The following is a 19,272-nucleotide window of genomic DNA, read 5'->3' as shown; positions in this document are numbered from 1 at the left end:
TTGTGGCATTTGAAATGCGATGTACAATGGCTTTTAGGGCCAATCCATAACCAAGAGGTTATATCTCGATGGCAAACTGGATACAGAAGCTCAAGCTGCATCACCTGCAAATGCTGGTGGCGCTAGGTGAGCAGGGGAACCTGACGCAGGTGGCAAAAATGATGCACATCACCCAGCCTGCCCTGTCCAAATGGCTGACACAGTTTGAAGAAGAGGTCGGCGTGACGCTGTTTGAGCGCCACAGCAAGGGGCTGCGCACATCAACCGCCGGGAAGCTGCTGCTGCAACACGCCAGGCGGATGATTAACGACATGGAGCGCTCGCAGACCGAAATGGAGCGCTACAAACAAGGTGGGATGTCGGAAAGCCTGAAGATCGGCTGCTCGCCGGTGGCAACCGACTGCGTGTCGCAGGCGATCTTGCACCTGTTAAAAGAGATGCCGGATATCCAGTTCAATATCGAAGAAAAAGTGATGGAGCCGCTGCTCAACGACCTGCTCGCGGGCACCATTGACGTCGTCGTCGGCCGCGTGGGCGGACGGGCGCTCGGCCTGCCACTCAACTATCAGGTGCTATACACAGAGCCCGTCTGTTTCGTCGCCCGGCTCGATCACCCGCTGGCGAAAAAAACCGCCGTCACCTGGGAAGACTTGACCCATTGGCGCTGGATTGTCTGGCCGACCGGCACGCCCATTCGGCAGAGCATCGATAACGCTCTGGTCGATCACAACGCCATGTTGCCGGAAAATATTATTGAGTCATCGTCGATGAATGTGAGCATTAACCTGCTGCAAAACAGCGAGATGGTCTCCATTCTCTCGTTGCGGCTGGCCGAGCGTTATGCCCATGAGAAGCAGCTGGTTATCCTGAACTTGCCCAAAATAGAGCAAAAAGGCAGCGTTGGGGTGTTCTGGCGCAAAGACTCGCCGCCCTCTAGGGCGCTCAGTGCATTCCTTCACTACTTGATTCAATCTAATCACCACTCATGAAGGAGAGGGCCTTGGCCCCCTCCCCTCTATCTCAGTAAGAGTACGGCGGCCGTGGTGCGTTTGAGCAAGCCGGTGGTGGTGCTACCCACAATGAACTGCCTGATCCGTGAGTGGCCGTAAGCCCCCATCACGATGAGATCGCAACCCACCTCGGCGGCATGCTGGCAAATGCTCGGAGCCACCTCTCCCTGAATCAGGTGGGCGTCAACCTCTACCCCAGCGCTTTTCAACGCTTGTCTAGCCTGCGCCAGTTGGCGATCGTGCTCGTCACTCGCCTCACCGACCATCACCAGATCGCACGCTAGCTCCTTGAGCAGCGGGCTGCTAACGACCAATTCCAGCACCTTCTTCGCGGCCTGGCTGGCGTCATAGGCCAGCAGGAAGCGGCGCGGCGCCTCAAAGCCCGGCTGCACCACCATGATGGGGTTGGCCAGGGTGCGGATGACGTTCTCGATATGACTGCCGATGAGCGCGTGGTCTCCGGCGTGGGTAGTGCCCCGCTTGCCCATGATCATCATGCGCATTCCGGGTGAGAGCGTCTGTACCGCCTCCACCAGTTGGCCGTGGCGTTGCAGGCTTTCGACCTGGGCCACCCCCAAACCAGTCAAGTAGCCTTGAGCGCTCTCGAGCAGCCGCCCACCCTGCTCCTGGGCCAGGCGGCTGCGCCGATGATCCAGCTCGGCCAACTCCTCTAGCAACAGCTCACGGCTGCCCAGACCGATGGCGCCGGAGAGATCGCTCTCCCCCTCAAACGCGTTTTTTTCCAGTACGTGCAGCAAGGTGACCGGCAGCCCTGTGCCGCTCGAGGCCCAGGCAGCGGCGTCGCACACTGCGGTCTGGGCAGGGGAGCCGTCGATACAGGCAAAAATATGGGTCATGATGGACTCCTTTTCATGATCAGTGGCCAGCCAGCAGCGTTTCCACTTCTTCCGGTTTGTCATGAACCCCGAAGCGGTCGACTATGGTGGCACTGGCCTCGTTCAGGCCGATGATCTCCACCTCAGTTCCTTCACGGCGGAACTTGATGACGACTTTATCCAGTGCGGTGACGGCGGTGATGTCCCAAAAGTGGGCATGGGTGAGATCGATCACCACCTTCTCCACCACCTCCTTGAAATCGAAGCCAGCGAAGAACTGCTCGGCGCTGGCGAAGAACACCTGGCCCCTCACCTGATAGGTGCGCACCGCGCCGCTGCGCTCGCTGTCGCTCTTGACCAGCATGAAGCGGGCGACCTTGTTGGCGAAGAACAGGGAGGCGAGCAGTACCCCGACAAATACCCCGAGCGCCAGGTTATGGGTAGCCACCACCACAGCGACGGTGGCCAGCATCACGATACTGGTGGAGAGGGGGTGAGTTTTCAGGTTACGCACCGACGCCCAGGAAAATGTCCCGATAGAGACCATGATCATCACCGCCACCAGGGCCGCCATGGGGATCTGGCGGATCCACTCATCCATGAACACCACCATCAGGATGAGCAAGGAGCCCGCCACAAAGGTGGAGAGGCGGCCACGGCCACCGGATTTGATGTTGATGATCGACTGGCCAATCATGGCGCACCCCGCCATGCCCCCCATCAGGCCGGCGCCGATATTGGCGATCCCCTGCCCCTTGCACTCACGATTGCGATCGCTTGGGGTATCGGTCAGATCATCGACAATGGCCGCCGTCATCATGGATTCAAGCAAGCCCACCACAGCCAGACCCGCAGAGTAGGGGAAGATGATGGCCAAGGTATCGACATTGAGCGGCAACTCTGGCCAGAGGAAGATGGGCAGGGTATCGGGTAGCTCGCCCATGTCGCCCACGGTGCGAACATCGATGCCCAGGGTGATGGCCACCGCCGTCAGTATGACGATGCACAGCAGTGGAGAGGGCACCAGCTTGCCCACCACGGGGATGAGCGGGAACAGATAGATGATGGCAAGGCCGGCCGCCGTCATGGCGTAGACCTGCCAAGTGACATGGGTCAGCTCAGGCAGTTGGGCCATGAAGATGAGGATGGCCAGGGCATTAACGAAGCCGGTCACTACCGAGCGGGAAACAAACCGCATCAGGCTACCGAGCTTCAAATAGCCCGCCACGATTTGCAACACCCCGGTGAGCAGGGTCGCGGCCAACAGATATTGCAGGCCATGTTCTTTCACCAGGGTCACCATCAAGAGTGCCATGGCACCGGTGGCGGCGGAGATCATGCCGGGGCGGCCACCGACGAAGGCTATGACGACGGCGATACAGAAGGAGGCATAGAGCCCAACCTTGGGATCGACACCGGCGATGATGGAGAAGGCGATGGCCTCCGGGATCAGCGCCAGGGCGACCACGATACCGGCCAGCAGGTCGCCACGGATATTAGAAAACCACTCTTGTCTTGCACGTTCTAGCATTGGGAATGTCTCGCTTATTTGAGATCCATAGCAATAAGCCGCCACCGACTAGGCGTCAGAGGGCATTAGGCTGTGTGGGCTTGTTGTACAGGGATTCAATGGGTGTAAAAAATCGCTCCGGTCATGAACACCAGAGTCAAGCGGCAGGCGCCGCAAAGGGAAGGGTTAAGGCGGCGTGACAGTCACGCCGATATGCGCCGTTGAGGTCATGGGGTCAGCAGCCTAGCAGAAGGCGTGAGAACAGAGAAGCGGCGAGAGTGAAGCTGATCCCGCCTTATCTGAATGGGTCTGGGTAAAAACACCGGGGAGCACAACGAGTTCAATCGTATATCGTCATCACGACAAAGCAGGCAACGCCTCTGCTCGCGCTTTCCAAATGATACGCTTGGTATAGCCCCACAAAGAGGACTCACTCCCCCCTGCAACACGTCGTCATGAAGACAGACTCCCATATGAGCACATCATCTCAATGAACGAAGCGTCGCTGACGCCATTTCAACCTCCCTGCGGTTCATCCCCCCACCACGGCAATCAATGAAAAAGCCCAACCATATTGATTCGCTTGGGTTTGTTGGTGGCAAAGAGGCCGCTCGCCCGCAGCAGAACCCGGCACAATCAAGAGGCCACGGATGCAATTTTGCACACATTTTGTCATCACCCATCAAGGTTGTACTGGAACCACTGGAGAGCTCCCCGCAAGGTGGATAACAGCGTAGTTATCATTCACCACACAAATGAAATCGAAATCACAGCAAGTGTTGCTCAGAAATCGATACATCACAATCACCCCAAATACATCCTAGATCGACGCCAATACGTTACCTCTGATATTAAGACGCGAACAAAAACAAGAAAAACATCAACAAAAACAACCAAGTGCGTTTAATTTGTTTGGTTTTTTCATTGTTTTCCACATCATTGTTGCTGGTTACCAAGAGATGTTTTCTGTGATTTGAAACACAAACTTTGATCATCACAAGGGATAAGCATTGCATTGGAAATCGATTTCAAGAAAATGAAGTCAGCATGATTTGTCTTGGCATCGATTGCATGACGTCTGTTTGAGTCTTGACAGTTCATCGCGGTGGATATCTTTCCCATTGATTGGAGTGGTCAGTATGAATGCAACAAAAAAAGGACTTTTGGCGTCGTTGATCGCCGCCGCCCTGCTTGGCGGGTGTGGTGGGGCCGAGAATATCGACTCGAATAGTGGCAACAACGGTGGTAATACCGGTGGCACCACGCCCCCTGGCGATAGCGCACTGTTCTTGTTTGGACTCGGTGCCAATGCGGGGGTAACCCCCAGCATCCAGTCCGAGAAGGACAACTGGAACTTGCAACCGGTGACGGCCTCTCCCGTCGCCATGACCAGCATCAGCGCCGTGCTCATCAACAATGCCGGAACCGATGACACCGTCGATGTGCAGGTGGCCGGTGACGGGGATGGCACCTTCATGCTCAAATCCGCCACCCCTCTGAACCTGAGCCAATACGCTTCCGGTTTCATCGAGTTCCAACTGCGGATCAAGAGCGAGACGATACCGAATGAGCTCAATGCCTCCATCGACAACGAATATCCCAACCGTAGCAGCCTGCCCATTGCCAGCGCCCTGGCCGGTACCGGCGACTGGGAAACGCTCACCCTCCCCATCAACTGCATGAAGCCCTTCCCCGGTGCCACGGCCATCAACCTCGCCACCGTGGGCACACCGTTCCACCTGGCCACCAAGGAAGCCTTCAACTACGAAATCACCAACATCAAGTACCTGCTCACCACCTCGGCCAAGCCCGTTGTCGACCCGGTCACCTGTGAAGCGCCAGGTAATGGTACCGATCCTGGCACCGATCCCGGTACCGAGCCGGAGACCGGCTCCGGCGTCAACAACGCCCCCGCGCTAGTGGCCACCGATACCGCACTCTACTACTCCGGTGACAAGAGTCTGGCCCAGGACCGCAGTGCCGATTACCCGGTAGCCAGCTTCGGCGGCACGCTGACCGATGAAAACCAGGTCATCACCATGGATCTGCCGGGCAATGGCGCCGCCTTCCTCGGGACCGACAGCGCCAATGGGGATCTCTCTGCCTATCAGGACGGCGTCATGCTGCTCGATATGAAGGTTTCCAGCTACGGTGACTCCAACAACATCCAGATCCGCATGGACGGAACCGCAGGCCCGGACTATGGCACCTTCTTCACCATGAACAGCGACGTCGTGCCCGATGACGACACCTGGTACCGCTGCACCCTGCCGGTCGCGTCTCTCATCCCGGTGGCCAACACTGGCTCGGTACAAAAAGCGCTCTACCTGAGCGGGGAATGGGATTCCATGGCCGGTCTGCGCTTCGCCTTCACCAACGTGGCCCTGAAAACAACTATCCCGGCAGACTTTGACAGCAGTCAGCCCTGCCAGAAGATCAATTGATAAGGCATTAAATCCTCAAGAGAACGCTTGAAAATACTTTTCTACGGATTGGAGCAATAAGATGAAATTGAAGTCACTCGCCTTGTTTGTCGGGGCATGTTGTGGGCTTGTATTACCTGCCGTATCCCATGCTACCGAAAGTTTTGGTTTCCATGGTTATATTCGTGCTGGCTCTCTTTTTGATGCAAAAGATAATTTTTCCAAGGCTGGCTATGAATATGAGATGGATAAAAATATGGGGCGCCTTGGCTCCGAGCTGGATAACAGTTGGGAAGCCGGTCTAAATAAACTATGGGATCTGGGTAACAACAAGTCCGTCAATATACATTTCAAGGTGGAATCGGATGCCGACGGCTTGCAAACCCGCACCTCGCCTCGGGAGAGTGGTGTATCAGAAACGTATGTAGAACTTGGCGGTATTATACCGACTGGTACCATATGGGGAGGTTTACGCTACTACGATCGGGAAAACTATATCTGGACTACCGACTTTTTTTACACTGACTACTCGGGCACTGGCGCCGGTATAAAAGGTCTGGAGATGGCTGGAGGGAAATGGGACTTTGCCTATATCAACAGCAATGACACCGACCATTCCGATCGCGCTAATGGTACCGATGCAACCATGCATACCCTCCATGCCGGGGCTTTGTATGGTGCCTGGGATATGGAAATTGCCCTGAAACAGATGCCCGACAATGAATTTGATGGGGACAGTAAGCAGTACGCAACCAAAGGGGTTGAGGGGACGCTCATCTATTCCCGCGATGACTTCTTCTTCCTACCCGGTGGTTTTTCCAAATTCATTGCCCAAGCGGGGCGAGGACTGGGATCTGGGGATCTGCTAGGAGCCAATCTGACGAATACAGCCATGTATCGTAAAGGGTCTCTGTATCAGAAAACCCTGCAAGATAAGGCGGATGGTTACAAACCTTATCAATCCAAGGTAATGGATGGCGACCAATCCTATCGCCTCTTCCTCTGGGGGGGTTGGTATGGTGCCAACATCCACTTACTCCCCACGTTGTCATATCAGTACAACGATTATGAGATGGGTGGACACGACTCTTGGTATGCCGCCTCACTGCGCCCTGTTTTCCCGGTCAATGAGTTTTTCTCTGTCCAAACTGAAATTGGTTATGTGAAAAATAATTTGACCGTCGACAACATTGAGCGTGGTAGCACTTCCCACAAGGTCAGTATCGTGCCTACGTTTACTGTCAACACGGGAATGGGGCCTTCGCCCGAGATCCGTTTGCTGACAACCTATGTCAAACACAATAATGAGACGCCATGGCAAGAAGATCGTGAAGATTTCCTCGTTGGTGTACAAGCGGATATGTGGTGGTAAATTAGGTTGAAATACTGACCCACTCTATAATCTCGGGCCCCTTGGGGGGCCCGCATTTTATAAGGAAACAAAATGAATAAAAGTAAGCAGTACCTACCTTTTTTAGCCAGCTTACTGATGGCAGGCTGCGTCAGCGTTGACGCTGCGCCCCCCACTAACTCGGCAGCAACGTCTCAGCAGCAGGTTTATGATGACAAGGAGATATTGTCAAACAAGGTGGCGATCGAGACATTTAAGGAGCTGCACTTCCAGCCTCTGGGGCTGAAGAGCCGCTGGGTTAATATAGATGCAAACAGCCAGGTCTATGCCTTCGATTCAGGTAAAAGCTATGTGATGCCCTTCTCATTGCCGGCCCTCACCCAGGCTGCCCACGTAAAAATAACCATTCCAGTCGATTATACCGTCTTCCTGCCCAGCATCCTGTTGTTAGATGATAGTTACAGAGCCATTCAGACCATTTCTAGCACCATATTCCAATATGACGGTCGCTCATTAATTTCTGAGCAACATCTCCAAGGGGAATTTACCATTCCAGCCTCTATTGGTGGTGCCAGAGTGGCCTACATGGTGATCTATTCCACAGCGCAGGATATGCAAGGGAACACTCCGCTCAACCCCGACGATCTCCAACGCGCGATGCAATATAATCGCACCTCAGATGTCGCTCGGCTCATCAATGTAGAAGTGCCCCACTCAGCCACCGGCCGCCTATATTTATCACTCGACGCCGACGCTGATAAAATCGTGCAAAACGTATCCCCCATCATTGTCAATACAGATAAACCATTGAGTGAGATGGAGTATTATCAGCATATTCGTACTGCGGTAGAGAACAAAAACTACGAGCAGGCTATCGCATGGGTCAAGGCAGCCGAAAAGGCTGGTTTTACCAAGGCAAAAGAGGTCTTTTTTGAGGCTCAGCAGTAGCATTCCCTCCCCAGAGGCAACGCATCACCGCTTGTCACCGTAGGGGGAAAGGAGTATCCTAACTTGCTGATTTAATAAGAAGATATTTATCTAATACTGGCCATAATCAGGGATTTCACAGTCGAATACGGAGGGGGGATGTCGAAGTCAGCTCAGGAAAAAAAAGCCACTGTCTATGATATCGCCCGTCGAGCAGGCGTCTCGGCAAGCACAGTATCCCGGATATTGAATGGCTCGGCCAAAGTCGCCGCAGATAAACGCCAAGCCGTGGAAAATGCAATTCAAGAATTGAATTTCCGCCCCAACCTGATGGCGCAATACCTGAAGACAGGACAGTCCATGACCTTGGGGGTATTGACTCAACATGTTGAGAGTCCGTTCTCCAATGAAATGTTGCGGGGTGTTGAACATACCCTGCAAGGTATGGAATATGTACCGCTGATTGTCAGTGGCCACTGGAATGTAGAGGAAGAAGTTGAGCGGCTGCGACTGCTTGTGGCTCGCCGAGTTGATGGCCTCATTATTTTGACCGGTCACGTCAATCAGCAAACGTTGCTTGAGTTTTCACAGCAAATACCGATTGTGGCCACGGGCCACAATATCATGACCGAACGGGTACACTCCTTCAGCATCAATAACCGGCTGGGTGGCTATATGGCGACTCGCTATTTATTGGATCTGGGTCATCGTGATATCGCCCATATCGTCGGCTTGCCGGATCATAACGATGCCATCGAGCGTCATCATGGTTATCGCCAGGCCCTGGTGAGCGCCGGACTCGAATATGATCCCTCCCTGGTCATCCAAGGGGATTTCGCCGAGGCAGGTGGACTCAATGCCGTCAAAAAGCTGGTGGAAAGCGGCCGGAAATTCTCTGCCATCTTCTGTGCCAACGATCAGACCTGCTATGGGGCTATCCTGGGACTCAAACAGTGTGGTTTACGTGTGCCCGAAGATGTCTCTCTCATTGGTTTCGACGATCTGCCTTTCTCCACCTACTCCAACCCACCATTGACCACGGTACGCCAACCCATCTACGAGATGGGCGTTAAAATGGCCAAGACCCTGCTGGGATTGATCGAAAATACGGAGCTGAACTCGGACGAATTGCCCGAATTGAGCATAGTGGAGCGTGATACCACACTGCCGTACAAGGGGTGAGCCCTGACGGGGAGCCCTGTACAGCATCAGATCAAAGCGGCCTGCGGGCCGCTTTTCCTTTCCCTGCCCAGCGAGAAAGCCCGTCCTGATCCGTATCGTATCTTTCATCTCGTCTCTTCTGATTTGGTACAGACACCCGCTTCCCTACCTTGCAAGGCAAGCCCATGGCTCGCTCAATCCGGCCTGGCCAGTCGGTGCCCTGAAACCTGCCACAACCAGGCAATGACAGACGCCAACCCTGATAAAAAGGCGCCTAAAGGCGCCTTGGACAGTATGCAGATCACCGCAGGGCGGTGCCTTTCCTGTGGGCATGACCTGCGTCACGGCGTTGCGAAAGGGGACTCCGTCCCGATGCCAGCACTGGTGGCCTGCGTGGAGAGAGGCGCGTCCGCTTCGCACAGACGGGCTCTTTTCGTGGCCGCCTTCTGGGGGGGATACCAGCTTGCCAGCCCCTGCTGTATGCGCGCGGCGGCCGCTTCCGGCGTCAAGGTACCCAGCACCACGGATTGCGATACGTCTGCGAGCTCAGTGGTGAGCGATGGCTCACCCCGGGTGAGGAACTGGGCCCCCAGACGCAGGGTGGAGTCACAGGTATCCCGCCAGCCCATCATGGTGCTCGCCACCGGGTCTTTGAGCTCGAAGAAGTGGTTGGAGAGGGAGAAGAAACCCGGCACCGAATTGGAGAAACGCTCGGCAAAGTCGGCGCTCGCCATCCACTCCACCAGCTTCAGGGCCGCCTCCTTGTTGGGGCTGGCGGCATTGATGCCGATCCCCATGTCGGTGTGATCGGTGAAGTAGCAGGTGTCCCCCTCCCGTGCGACGGGGGGCGGGAAGGCGCCAAAGTTGACCTTGCCGGTGAACTGGGCCAACGACCAGGATCCCGCCACGATCATGGCCGCCTTGCCGGCAGCAAAGGCATCCACCGCTTGCGCCTCAGTGGTATCGGCCGGGTGCTCACCTAAGTAGGGCCGCCAACTCGCCAACTCACGAAATGCCGCCACATAAGGGGCATCGGTCACTCGCGCTTGGCCATTGATCAGCGCCAAGCGGCCATCTTCCCCCCGCCAGTAGTTGGGGCCGATATTCTGGTAACCAAGCTCTGAGACCACCCAACTGTCGTGGGCCGCCAGCGCCAGCGGCAGGTAGCGGCCATCCTGTTTCACCTTCTCCAGCACGGCGAAAAAATCAGCGCGGGTTCGGGGCGGCGTCAGCCCCAGGCTGTTGAAGATGTCGATATTGAAGTAAAAACCCTGGATCACGGAAGCAATGGGCAGGCAGAAGGTCTGGGCCCCAGAATCGGTCTGCCAGGCGGCCTTGGCAAAGCTTGGGAAGTTCTCCATGCCGGGCAGCTCCGTCAGATCCAGCAGATACCCCTGCTGAAACAGTCGCAGGGACTGATCATAGGGACGGCAAGTGATGAGATCCCCCGCCTTCCCTGCCGCCAGCCGTTCGGCAAGCCCCTGATCGTAATCGGCCGAGCGCTGCGGTTGCAGCTTGAGGGTGATCTCGGGATGGAGCGCCTGAAAACGGGGCAGAAACTGCGCCTTCCACAGCGCCTCGTCATCCACACGCCAGGTTTCCAGCACCAGCGCCTGGGACAGCGCCGCCGTACTCACCCCCCACACCAGCAGGGCACTCACTGATTTCCACATCGCCTCTCTCCTACTCCTTGAAACGGGCCACCAGACTCGGTTGCTGGCGGCCAGCCCCGACGACAGCTCACCACGGCTCGCCGCCCCCGAGAGGCCGGCTTGCTCGCGTGAGCCACGTCGGCGATAACCGCCCCGAGCGGGGCCGGTTATCAAGGCACCAGGAGCCCGGCAGGCATCCTGGTGCATTTATTTGACGGGTTATCGAGTCAAGCGGCCCTGACAATCGAGCCTAGCCACCTCCCCTGACGCCCCCAGCAGGGAAGCCGGCACCCAGCGTACGGTCGCTACGTCGATGCGCGCCTGTCCACTGGTGCCCAAGATGAAGGGGGTATTGACCTTCGCGAAGTCCATGCCCTCTTCGAGGCAGCGCAGGGGCAGGCTCAAGGTCACCCACTGCTGCGGGGGCAACTGGCGCAAGGCCGGTGCAATCTCGATGGACTTGCCACAAGGCCAGCCACACTGCATCCCCAGCGTCATGTCGCCCGCTGGCGCCTGCTGCACCCGCAGCGTCACCCGCAGCTCGCTCTCCCCCTTCAAGTAGGTGCGACGATCCGCCCCCTTGACCTGGGTGGTCTGCAACTGGATCGTGGCTCCGGAGTCGACACCCGGCTTGTCCGTACCAAGGAAGGTGACGGCGCGCGCATCCTGCTGGCGTAGGTAGTCGATGGGCTGAACCTTGATGAAGGTCATCTCGGTCACGCTGTTGCCGGAGACTTCAGTCCCCGTCCAGTTGCTGGCATCCCCCATGCGCAGACGGTGCTCTTCACCCGCCTTGGGCCCGAACAGCTCAAGCACCTTGTCGGCGGCGCTCAGTTTGGCGGGATCGCTCTCGTTGCAACCGAAGGTACGGTTATCCAAGGTCAGGGTATTGAGGTTGCTAACCCGAGCCGCCACAGGGGAAGGCTTGCTGTAGCTGAGCCCGTAGCCATAGGGGAAGAGCGGTGCATTCTCCCCTTCGAGGGATTGCTCGAAGGCAGGGCGCTGCCAGCCCGGGATATGGGTGGGCGTGCGATTGATGGTGGTGGCGCACTTGGCAAAGGGCCAGGAGAAGGAGAGGCGTCCCTGGAAGTCGTGGGCCACCTTGCCCTTCGCATCCTTAAACAGGAGATCGGTGATCCCCTCCCCCTCAGTGCCCGGCAACCAGGCGGCGACAAAGGCGGAAGAGAGATTGAGCTCCTCATTGACATAAAGCGGGCGCCCGGAGAACAGCACGGTCACCACGGGGATGCCGGCCGCCTTCAGCCGCTTGAGGGTCAACAGATCCTCGTGATAGCTGCGCTTGAGATCCCCATAGGCGAGGGTCTTGTTATCGGGAATGTCGCCGAACCACTCGGCATAGGGGTCCTCCCCCATGACCAGGATGGCGACATCGGGCTTGGCTCCCGTCAGATCCCCGGCCCCGGTGCTTACCTGCACACGATCCGCACCGACGGTGGCGGTCACCGCATCCAGTACGCTCTGGGCTCCAGGGAAATCACCGTGCCCGTTCTCGCTGCCTTGCCAGGTCAGGCTCCAGCCCCCCACCTGCTTGCCCAGATCGTTGGCGGCGCTGCCCGCCACCAGCACCCGGCTCTGCCGGCTCAGGGGCAAGATCCCGTCTTCGTTTTTGAGCAGCACCAGCGACTTGCGCACCGCCTCCCGGGCCAGCGCCTTGTGCGCCGCGGCGCCAAGTTCACCCTGTTTGCCCGCCAGCTCACGGGTCGACGGCATGGGTTTTTCCCACAGCCCGGCCCGCATCTTGACCCGCAGGATACGCGTCACGGCATCGTCAATGCGGCTCATCGGGATCTGCCGGCTCGCCACGCCATCGAGCAGGCTCTGGCGAAACTCCATCCAGTCCTTGCGCGCCGTGACCATGAAGATGTCGACCCCGGCCAGCACCGCAGGCAGGCAGCGCCCCATGGTGCAACCGGCGATCTCGCTGTGGCCATTCCAGTCCGAGACCACCAGACCATCAAAGCCCATCTTGCCCTTGAGCACATCGGTCAGCAGATAGCGGCTGCCATGCAGCTTACCGTTGTACTCGGCCCCGTCCTCTGGCAGCACATCGCCATTAAGCTCATTGTGCCAACTGTTGAACGACGCCATGACCACCTGGGCGCCGGCATCCAGCCCCGAGAAGTAGCCCACGGCGTGCAGGTTGCGCAGATCGGCTTCCGAATAGAAGTTCTGGCCCCGGTCGACCCCATTCTGGGTTCCGCCGTCCCCCACGAAATGCTTCACGTTCGAGATGACATGGCGCTGGCCGCGCAGATCCACCGCCGACCCTTGCAGGCCGCGCACCATCGCGCCGGCATAGTGATAGACAATGGCGGGATCTTCGGAATAGCCCTCATAGGTCCGGCCCCAGCGATCATCCCTGGGCACCGCGACCGTCGGGGCAAAGGTCCAGTCCAGCCCGGTGGCGGCCACTTCCCGCGCCGTCACCTGGCCGATACGGTAGATGAGCCCCGGATCCCGCGCCGCCCCCAGGCCGATGTTGTGCGGGAACAGGGTCGCCGCGAAGACATTGTTGTGGCCGTGCACCGCATCGGTCGCCCACATGAAGGGGATGCGATAGCCCCTGCCCTCAAAGCCCGCCTCCGCCGCCAGCCAGTAGGTGTCGGCCTGACGTGCCCAGTCCGATGCCGACGCATGTTTGTTATTGCCGGGCCAGCCACCTCCCCCATTGAGGACAGAGCCAATCTTGTAGCGCGTCACCTCCTCTGGCGTCACTTCACGAAAGTCGGGCTGGATCATCTGGCCGACCTTCTCTTCCAGCGTCATCCGGGAGAGCAGAGCCTGGATCTGGCGCTCCATCCCCTCATCCTTGGCAATGGCACTGTGGATCTGCGGCCAGGTGGCAAAATAGGGCATGGTCGACAGCTCATCGGCCACCCCGGCACTCCAGATACCGCACCCTACGAATAGGCAGGTCATAGACCTGGTGAGACCTGTTGTTTTACGCATTTTCCTTATGACTCTCCGGATGTTCTCATTCATCACTTGGCCCATCGAACATGGGGCTGCATTGAAAATGCAACACCAAGACATGAAATCGATTGCAAGAATATTTAATGGTAAACAGAAATCTCTGCACCATTCCAGCAGTATCTTTGCCTTGCCATGGTAAAAAGCATACCGATAGAGAAAATAGTGATACCGCTCACAAAGCCCAGGCTACTTCGCGCCAGTAAAATAGCCTTTCGGGGCGGAAAACATGAGAAGAAGAACGAAGAAAGCAAAATAAAAAATCATAAAATCAACAAGATACAATAATGCACTCACATCACTTCGCGGCATTCGTTGCCGAGAGTGGCACCGACATGGCCAAACGTGTGGAAAAGGGAGGGAAATAAAAAGGATTCAAAAGAACTCCGATTATGCACATGGATATATCAATAAACGAAAATTTGTAGCCCCCATCACAGTTCATAAAAGCAAACTTGATTTGCCACAAACTTTACTGTTACTTGATTTGTGAAATCGATTTCCACTCAAGGCTGTGTGTGAATCTTGAAAGTGAAATACGGGCCGCAGGATGACTCGGCCGTTTTCAGCACGAGAGCAAAAATCGACGCCATTATTTCCGTCTGTGATCAAAGGGGTAACAATGAAAATATCTCGGCTTAGTGCCCTGACGCTCGCCATGTCTTGCGTCATTGGCTTGCATGGCTGCTCCCTGCCCAGCGCAGGGGCATCAGGTGCCTCCTCGGCATCTGCCGGACCTGTGGGTGAATTGCTGACCAACGGGGGCTTCCAAGGAACCGATGGCTGGTGGGCGGCCGGGGGCACCCTGAACGCCGAGAACCAGATGGGCTGCCTCACCTTCACCGAGTCGGGCGCCAATCCCTGGGACGTCATCCTGGGCCAGTCCAACCTCGGCTTGGTGCAAGGGCAAACCTACAAGCTCCATTTCACTGCCATGGCCAAGAGCAACATCAACGTCAAGGCCCTGATCCAGCATGATGGCGCCCCTTACACCAACTACATGGTGCAGGACCTCGCCCTCAGCAGCACCCCCAAGCCGTTCGATATCCAGTTCACGCCCTCCGCCACGGACGAGAAGACCCAGTTCCAACTCCAGATGGGCACCCAGACACCGACCACCGTCTGCATCGGTGAAGCCACGCTCTCGGGCCCATCCTTGGTCAAGAAATCGGATCTGGCCAGCGTGCGCGTCAACCAAGTCGGCTACCTGAGCAAGGCACTGAAACGGGCGACCATCGCTACTGACAGCAAGGACTCGCTCCCCTGGGTCCTGCGCAATGCCCAGGGTGAGGCCATCGCCGAAGGCAAGACCACGCCCTTTGGCCTGAATGCCGCCTCCGGGGAAAATGTGCAGATCGCCGACTTCAGTCAGGTCACCGCCCCGGCCACCGGCCTGGTGCTGGAGGTCGCAGGCCAGAAGAGCCATCCGTTCAGCATCGGTGATGACATTTATCACACCATGAAATTCGACGCCCTCTCCTTCTTCTATCAACAGCGCAGCGGCATCGACATCGAGGCCAAGTATGTCCAGCGCCCCGATCTCGCCCGCCCGGCAGGACACAGCCCCGAGAAGGTGACCTGCTTTAACAAGCAAGATGCCAAGGGTAACCAGTGGCCTGGCTGTGACTTCACCCTGGATGTGACCGGCGGCTGGTACGACGCCGGCGATCAGGGCAAGTACGTGGTCAACGGCGGTATCTCGGTGTGGACCTTGATGAACCTCTATGAGCGGGAGCAACTGGCGAAAGAGGGTGACAAGAGCGCCTTTGCCGACGGCAAGGCCAAGATCCCGGAACAGCACAACGGCCACAACGATCTGCTGGACGAGTCCCGCTGGATGATGGAGTTCTTCCTCGCCATGCAGGTGCCTGAAGGCAAGAAGGTCTGGGTACCGGTAGGCGATCAGTCCAAGCAGCTCGACAACCTGACACTGACCGAGATCGATGCCTCCGGCATGGTCTTTCACAAGGTCGCCGATGAAGCCTGGACCGGGATGCCGCTGCCTCCCCACAAAGATCCGCAGCCCCGTTTTCTCAGTCACCCCAGCACGGCTGCGACCCTGAACCTAGCGGCCACCGCCGCCCAGTCTGCCCGCGTATGGAAAGATCGGGATCCGGCCTTCGCACAGCGCAGCCTACAGGCAGCCGAACGGGCCTGGAAGGCAGCCAACCGTCATCCGAACGTCTATGCCTATGACAACTTTGTGGGATCCGGTCCCTACGATGACACCCAACTGAAGGACGAATTCTACTGGGCCGCCGCCGAGCTGTTTGCCACCACCGGCAAGGCCGAGTACAAGCAGGCCGTCCAGCAGTCCCCTCTCTATCTGGCCGCCCCCAAGGGGGATCGCAGCGCAAGCGGTGATCTCTACTGGCAGGATCTCAGCAGCGCAGGGACCATCACCCTGGCCATGGTGCCCAACACGCTGGGCAAACAGGAAGTGGAGAAGGCGCGCGCCGCCATCATCGCCGCCGCTGACGGCTACCAGAAGAGCGTAGCGACAGAGGGTTACCTTATCCCCTATCAGGCTACCGAATACCCCTGGGGCTCTAACTCCAACCTGATGAACCGCAGTATCTTCCTCGGGCTGGCGCACGATTTCACGGGTGAGCGCAAATACCTGCAAGCCATGTCTGACGCCATGGACTATGTGCTAGGTCGCAACCCGCTCGATCAGTCCTATGTCTCGGGTTACGGCAGCCGTCCGCTGAAAAACCCGCACCACAGGTTCTGGGCTCACCCCATCGACCCTGCATCCCCCTTGGTACCGCCGGGCGTGATGTCGGGTGGCCCGAACTCCATCAACTTCAGCGATCCCGTTGCCTCCACCCTCAAGGGCAAGTGCACCGGCCAAACCTGCTGGAAAGATGAGATTGGTGCCTGGACCCTCAACGAGGTGACAATCAACTGGAATGCCCCTTTCCTCTGGGCCCTTAGCGTTCTGGATGAAGGCGGATTGACCCGTTAAACCTCTTCCCATGCTCCGTCCCCGTGACGGAGCATTTTTTTCACTCCCCTGCCGACCTTGTCCCAGACTCATCCTGAGTTTTGCTATCTCTTCGCTCTGCGATTGTCTTCCCCTTCATGCATCCCCCACCGATCTGCTGATATCCCCCTCGCGCCGCCCCCTCCCCCACCGCTCGTCTAAGGCCTGGCTATGTCCATATTCCTTGGGCTACACGGTAGCGTTCAGATCAGCGCATCCAGCGCCCTCCTCTGTTTTGTTTTGTTCTGTTCTGCTCTGTTCTGATCCGTCCCTCACCATGCACTCAGAAAAGAGGGCCGCCCTAAGATGAGCCCACCTCACCTAAGACGGCGTGAAAACCTCAAAGAGCAAGGTAAGCCCAGAGGCAAGGCACTTGTCCCATGTAGGCCCCCTCCTTGCGTCACCACTATACCGGCAGAGTGCCTGCGGTTTCGTATAAAAAGCAGACCCAACCACTGAGCGTGATAGACACTGAGAATAGGGCGCCTTGAAATCGATGTTTCAAGAAACCAAAACCCATGGCGCGCCAACTTGTCCTTTGAGAAACAAAACATATATGACTGATATATAACGAGTTAAATGCAATCACCAGGCGCAGCTACACCACCAAAGTGATCGGAATCACAATTACAAACACCCATTCATGAAATCGATTTCCCATTTTGTTGTGTCGTTCTATAGTTAACTCAACTTAACCACTGAGGAATGGTCATGAAAAAAATCATGCTTTGCTGCTCTGCCGGAATGTCCACCAGCCTGCTGGTGAAAAAAATGCAGGTGGAAGCCGAAAAACGGGGTTTGTCAGCCGAGATCAAGGCCTTTGGCGCATCGGAGTTTGATGATCAGATGCCGCGCTACCAAGTGGTCTTGCTGGGGCCCCAGATCAAATACATGCAACCCGAATTGCAAGCTAAGGCTGCCGCTTACGGGATCAAGGTACAACCTATCGACATGATGGATTACGGCATGCAGCGCGGTGACAAGGTGCTGGACTACGCCCTATCCCTGATTGGTTAAACGTGCTGACAAGGAAGGACACACACTATGAGTTCACTCTATGGGATGCTGGTCAAGTTGATCGAACAGCGGATCGGCCCATTAGCAGGAAAACTGGGCCAGCAGCGCTATGTGCTGGCCATCCGTGACGGCTTTATTGCCGCGCTGCCATTTATGATCGTCGGCAGCTTCATGTTGGTTTTCATCTTCCCCCCCATCTCCAGCGAAACCACCTGGGGCTTTGCCAGAGCCTGGCTCGATTTTTCCAACACCTATCGGGCCGAACTCATGTTGCCCTTCAACATGAGCATGGGGCTGATGACGGTCTTTATCTCGGTGGGCGTCGCATCCAGCCTGGCCAAGCAATACTCCCTAGACCCCATCACCACGGGCCTGCTCTCCCTGATGTCGTTCATGCTGGTGGCGGCGCAATATAAAGACGGCACCATCTCCACCCAGTATTTCTCCGGTCAGGGCATCTTTACCGCGCTCATCTGCGCCATCTACTCAACCGAGGTCTATGCCTGGCTCAAGCGCAACAACATCACCATCCGTCTGCCCGAGCAGGTGCCGATGGGGGTGGCGCGCTCCTTCGAGGTGCTGATCCCGGTACTGGCCATCATCCTGACCCTGCATCCCCTCAATATGTTGCTGCAAGAGACCACAGGCATGATTCTGCCTGAGGCGATCATGGCCATGCTCAAGCCTTTGGTGGCCGCCTCTGACAGTCTGCCTGCCGTGCTGCTCGCCGTGCTGCTGTGCCAGATCCTCTGGTTTGCCGGTATCCACGGCACCATGATCGTCACCGGCATCATGAACCCGTTCTGGATGGCCAACCTCGCCAGCAACCAGGCCGCCCTGGCCGCCGGCCAAGCCATTCCCCACACCTTCCTGCCCGGTTTCTGGGATCACTTCCTGTTTATCGGCGGTGTGGGCTCCACCTTGCCCTTGGCCTTCCTGCTGATGCGTAGCCGCGCCGTGCACCTGCGCACCATAGGGCGGATGGGCGTGGTCCCTGGGTTCTTCAACATCAACGAGCCGATCCTGTTTGGTGCGCCCATCATCATGAACCCGGTCTTCTTCCTGCCTTTCATCCTGGTGCCCGTGATCAACGCCATTCTGGCTTGGTTCGCCGTGGATCTGGGTCTGGTGGAGAAGGTCGTGATGCTGACCGCCTGGACCACACCAGCCCCCATCGGCGCCTCCTGGGCGACCAACTGGGCCTTAAGTCCGGTCATTCTGTGCTTCATCTGTATGGGGATCTCTGCCCTGATGTACTACCCCTTCGTGCGGGCTTACGAACGCACCCTGCTCAAGCAGGAGGCCGAGACGGCCGAAGCAGAAGAGGTCGCTAGGTCAGAAAAAGCAGAAACCATCACACCGATTCAGAGTCAGGCATAAGCGCCAGGCGTGCGGGCGCCATGCCGCC

The 19,272-nt window shown here is 57.2% G+C and carries 12 protein-coding genes; 8 read left to right on the top strand and 4 right to left on the bottom strand.

Features of this window, described 5'->3' with window-relative positions; translation table 11 throughout:
• The first annotated feature begins 68 nt into the window (after positions 1 to 68).
• Positions 69 to 989: a LysR substrate-binding domain-containing protein gene (locus tag FE240_RS04905; RefSeq protein WP_193003606.1), complete on the top strand. Its 921-nt coding sequence runs from the start codon at positions 69 to 71 to the stop codon at positions 987 to 989.
• Positions 990 to 1,015: 26 nt separating this feature from the next.
• On the opposite strand, the gene FE240_RS04900 is transcribed toward FE240_RS04905, so the two are convergent.
• Both FE240_RS04900 and FE240_RS04895 read right to left on the bottom strand, forming a co-directional pair.
• Positions 1,016 to 1,867 carry a universal stress protein gene (locus FE240_RS04900; RefSeq protein WP_193003605.1) on the bottom strand — a complete coding sequence of 284 codons (852 nt, stop codon included), beginning with the start codon at positions 1,865 to 1,867 and terminating at the stop codon, positions 1,016 to 1,018.
• A 19-nt stretch (positions 1,868 to 1,886) separates the two neighbouring features.
• Positions 1,887 to 3,377: a SulP family inorganic anion transporter gene (locus FE240_RS04895; RefSeq protein WP_193003604.1), complete on the bottom strand. Its 1,491-nt coding sequence runs from the start codon at positions 3,375 to 3,377 to the stop codon at positions 1,887 to 1,889.
• A gap of 1,142 nt (positions 3,378 to 4,519) precedes the next feature.
• Here FE240_RS04895 and FE240_RS04890 point away from each other — a divergent pair.
• The 4 genes from FE240_RS04890 to FE240_RS04875 all read left to right on the top strand — a co-directional run bounded on the left by FE240_RS04890 (position 4,520) and on the right by FE240_RS04875 (position 9,239).
• Positions 4,520 to 5,800 (top strand): putative glycoside hydrolase, encoded by a 1,281-nt coding sequence (locus FE240_RS04890; protein WP_193003603.1) that lies wholly within the window; start codon positions 4,520 to 4,522, stop codon positions 5,798 to 5,800.
• A gap of 61 nt (positions 5,801 to 5,861) precedes the next feature.
• Positions 5,862 to 7,151, top strand: a complete 1,290-nt coding sequence (locus tag FE240_RS04885; RefSeq protein ID WP_226799002.1) for a carbohydrate porin — start codon at positions 5,862 to 5,864, stop codon at positions 7,149 to 7,151.
• A gap of 72 nt (positions 7,152 to 7,223) precedes the next feature.
• Positions 7,224 to 8,078 (top strand): MalM family protein, encoded by an 855-nt coding sequence (locus tag FE240_RS04880; protein WP_193003602.1) that lies wholly within the window; start codon positions 7,224 to 7,226, stop codon positions 8,076 to 8,078.
• A 138-nt stretch (positions 8,079 to 8,216) separates the two neighbouring features.
• Positions 8,217 to 9,239, top strand: a complete 1,023-nt coding sequence (locus FE240_RS04875) for a LacI family DNA-binding transcriptional regulator (RefSeq protein WP_193003601.1) — start codon at positions 8,217 to 8,219, stop codon at positions 9,237 to 9,239.
• A gap of 320 nt (positions 9,240 to 9,559) precedes the next feature.
• On the opposite strand, the gene FE240_RS04870 is transcribed toward FE240_RS04875, so the two are convergent.
• Together FE240_RS04870 and FE240_RS04865 are read right to left on the bottom strand one after the other, a co-directional pair.
• Complete coding sequence (locus tag FE240_RS04870; protein WP_193003600.1) at positions 9,560 to 10,891, bottom strand: ABC transporter substrate-binding protein; 1,332 nt, start codon at positions 10,889 to 10,891, stop codon at positions 9,560 to 9,562.
• 198 nt (positions 10,892 to 11,089) lie between these two features.
• Positions 11,090 to 13,810 carry a glycoside hydrolase family 3 protein gene (locus FE240_RS04865; RefSeq protein ID WP_226799000.1) on the bottom strand — a complete coding sequence of 907 codons (2,721 nt, stop codon included), beginning with the start codon at positions 13,808 to 13,810 and terminating at the stop codon, positions 11,090 to 11,092.
• Between the two features lie 790 nt (positions 13,811 to 14,600).
• Between FE240_RS04865 and FE240_RS04860 the strand changes: the two genes are divergently transcribed.
• From FE240_RS04860 to FE240_RS04850, 3 genes are all read left to right on the top strand, one after another.
• Positions 14,601 to 16,829 carry a glycoside hydrolase family 9 protein gene (locus FE240_RS04860; protein WP_226798998.1) on the top strand — a complete coding sequence of 743 codons (2,229 nt, stop codon included), beginning with the start codon at positions 14,601 to 14,603 and terminating at the stop codon, positions 16,827 to 16,829.
• 729 nt (positions 16,830 to 17,558) lie between these two features.
• Positions 17,559 to 17,864: a PTS sugar transporter subunit IIB gene (locus FE240_RS04855; protein WP_193003599.1), complete on the top strand. Its 306-nt coding sequence runs from the start codon at positions 17,559 to 17,561 to the stop codon at positions 17,862 to 17,864.
• 27 nt (positions 17,865 to 17,891) lie between these two features.
• Entirely contained in the window at positions 17,892 to 19,244 is a 1,353-nt protein-coding gene (locus FE240_RS04850; RefSeq protein WP_193003598.1) for a PTS sugar transporter subunit IIC, read from the top strand.
• Positions 19,245 to 19,272 lie beyond the last annotated feature (28 nt).

The sequence above is a fragment of the Aeromonas simiae genome, assembly GCF_014892695.1.
Taxonomy (GTDB): domain Bacteria; phylum Pseudomonadota; class Gammaproteobacteria; order Enterobacterales; family Aeromonadaceae; genus Aeromonas; species Aeromonas simiae.
The sequence above is the reverse complement of the archived record's forward strand: the minus strand, read 5'-3'. Positions and strand labels throughout refer to the sequence as shown.

What these genes read in the sequence shown, in the direction of transcription:
- FE240_RS04905 (WP_193003606.1), top strand. Translation starts at nt 69, where the DNA reads ATGGCAAACTGGATACAGAAGCTCAAGCTGCATCACCTGCAAATGCTG.
- FE240_RS04900 (WP_193003605.1), bottom strand. Translation starts at nt 1,867, where the DNA reads ATGACCCATATTTTTGCCTGTATCGACGGCTCCCCTGCCCAGACCGCA.
- FE240_RS04895 (WP_193003604.1), bottom strand. Translation starts at nt 3,377, where the DNA reads ATGCTAGAACGTGCAAGACAAGAGTGGTTTTCTAATATCCGTGGCGAC.
- FE240_RS04885 (WP_226799002.1), top strand. Translation starts at nt 5,862, where the DNA reads ATGAAATTGAAGTCACTCGCCTTGTTTGTCGGGGCATGTTGTGGGCTT.
- FE240_RS04880 (WP_193003602.1), top strand. Translation starts at nt 7,224, where the DNA reads ATGAATAAAAGTAAGCAGTACCTACCTTTTTTAGCCAGCTTACTGATG.
- FE240_RS04875 (WP_193003601.1), top strand. Translation starts at nt 8,217, where the DNA reads ATGTCGAAGTCAGCTCAGGAAAAAAAAGCCACTGTCTATGATATCGCC.
- FE240_RS04870 (WP_193003600.1), bottom strand. Translation starts at nt 10,891, where the DNA reads ATGTGGAAATCAGTGAGTGCCCTGCTGGTGTGGGGGGTGAGTACGGCG.
- FE240_RS04865 (WP_226799000.1), bottom strand. Translation starts at nt 13,810, where the DNA reads ATGACCTGCCTATTCGTAGGGTGCGGTATCTGGAGTGCCGGGGTGGCC.
- FE240_RS04855 (WP_193003599.1), top strand. Translation starts at nt 17,559, where the DNA reads ATGAAAAAAATCATGCTTTGCTGCTCTGCCGGAATGTCCACCAGCCTG.
- FE240_RS04850 (WP_193003598.1), top strand. Translation starts at nt 17,892, where the DNA reads ATGAGTTCACTCTATGGGATGCTGGTCAAGTTGATCGAACAGCGGATC.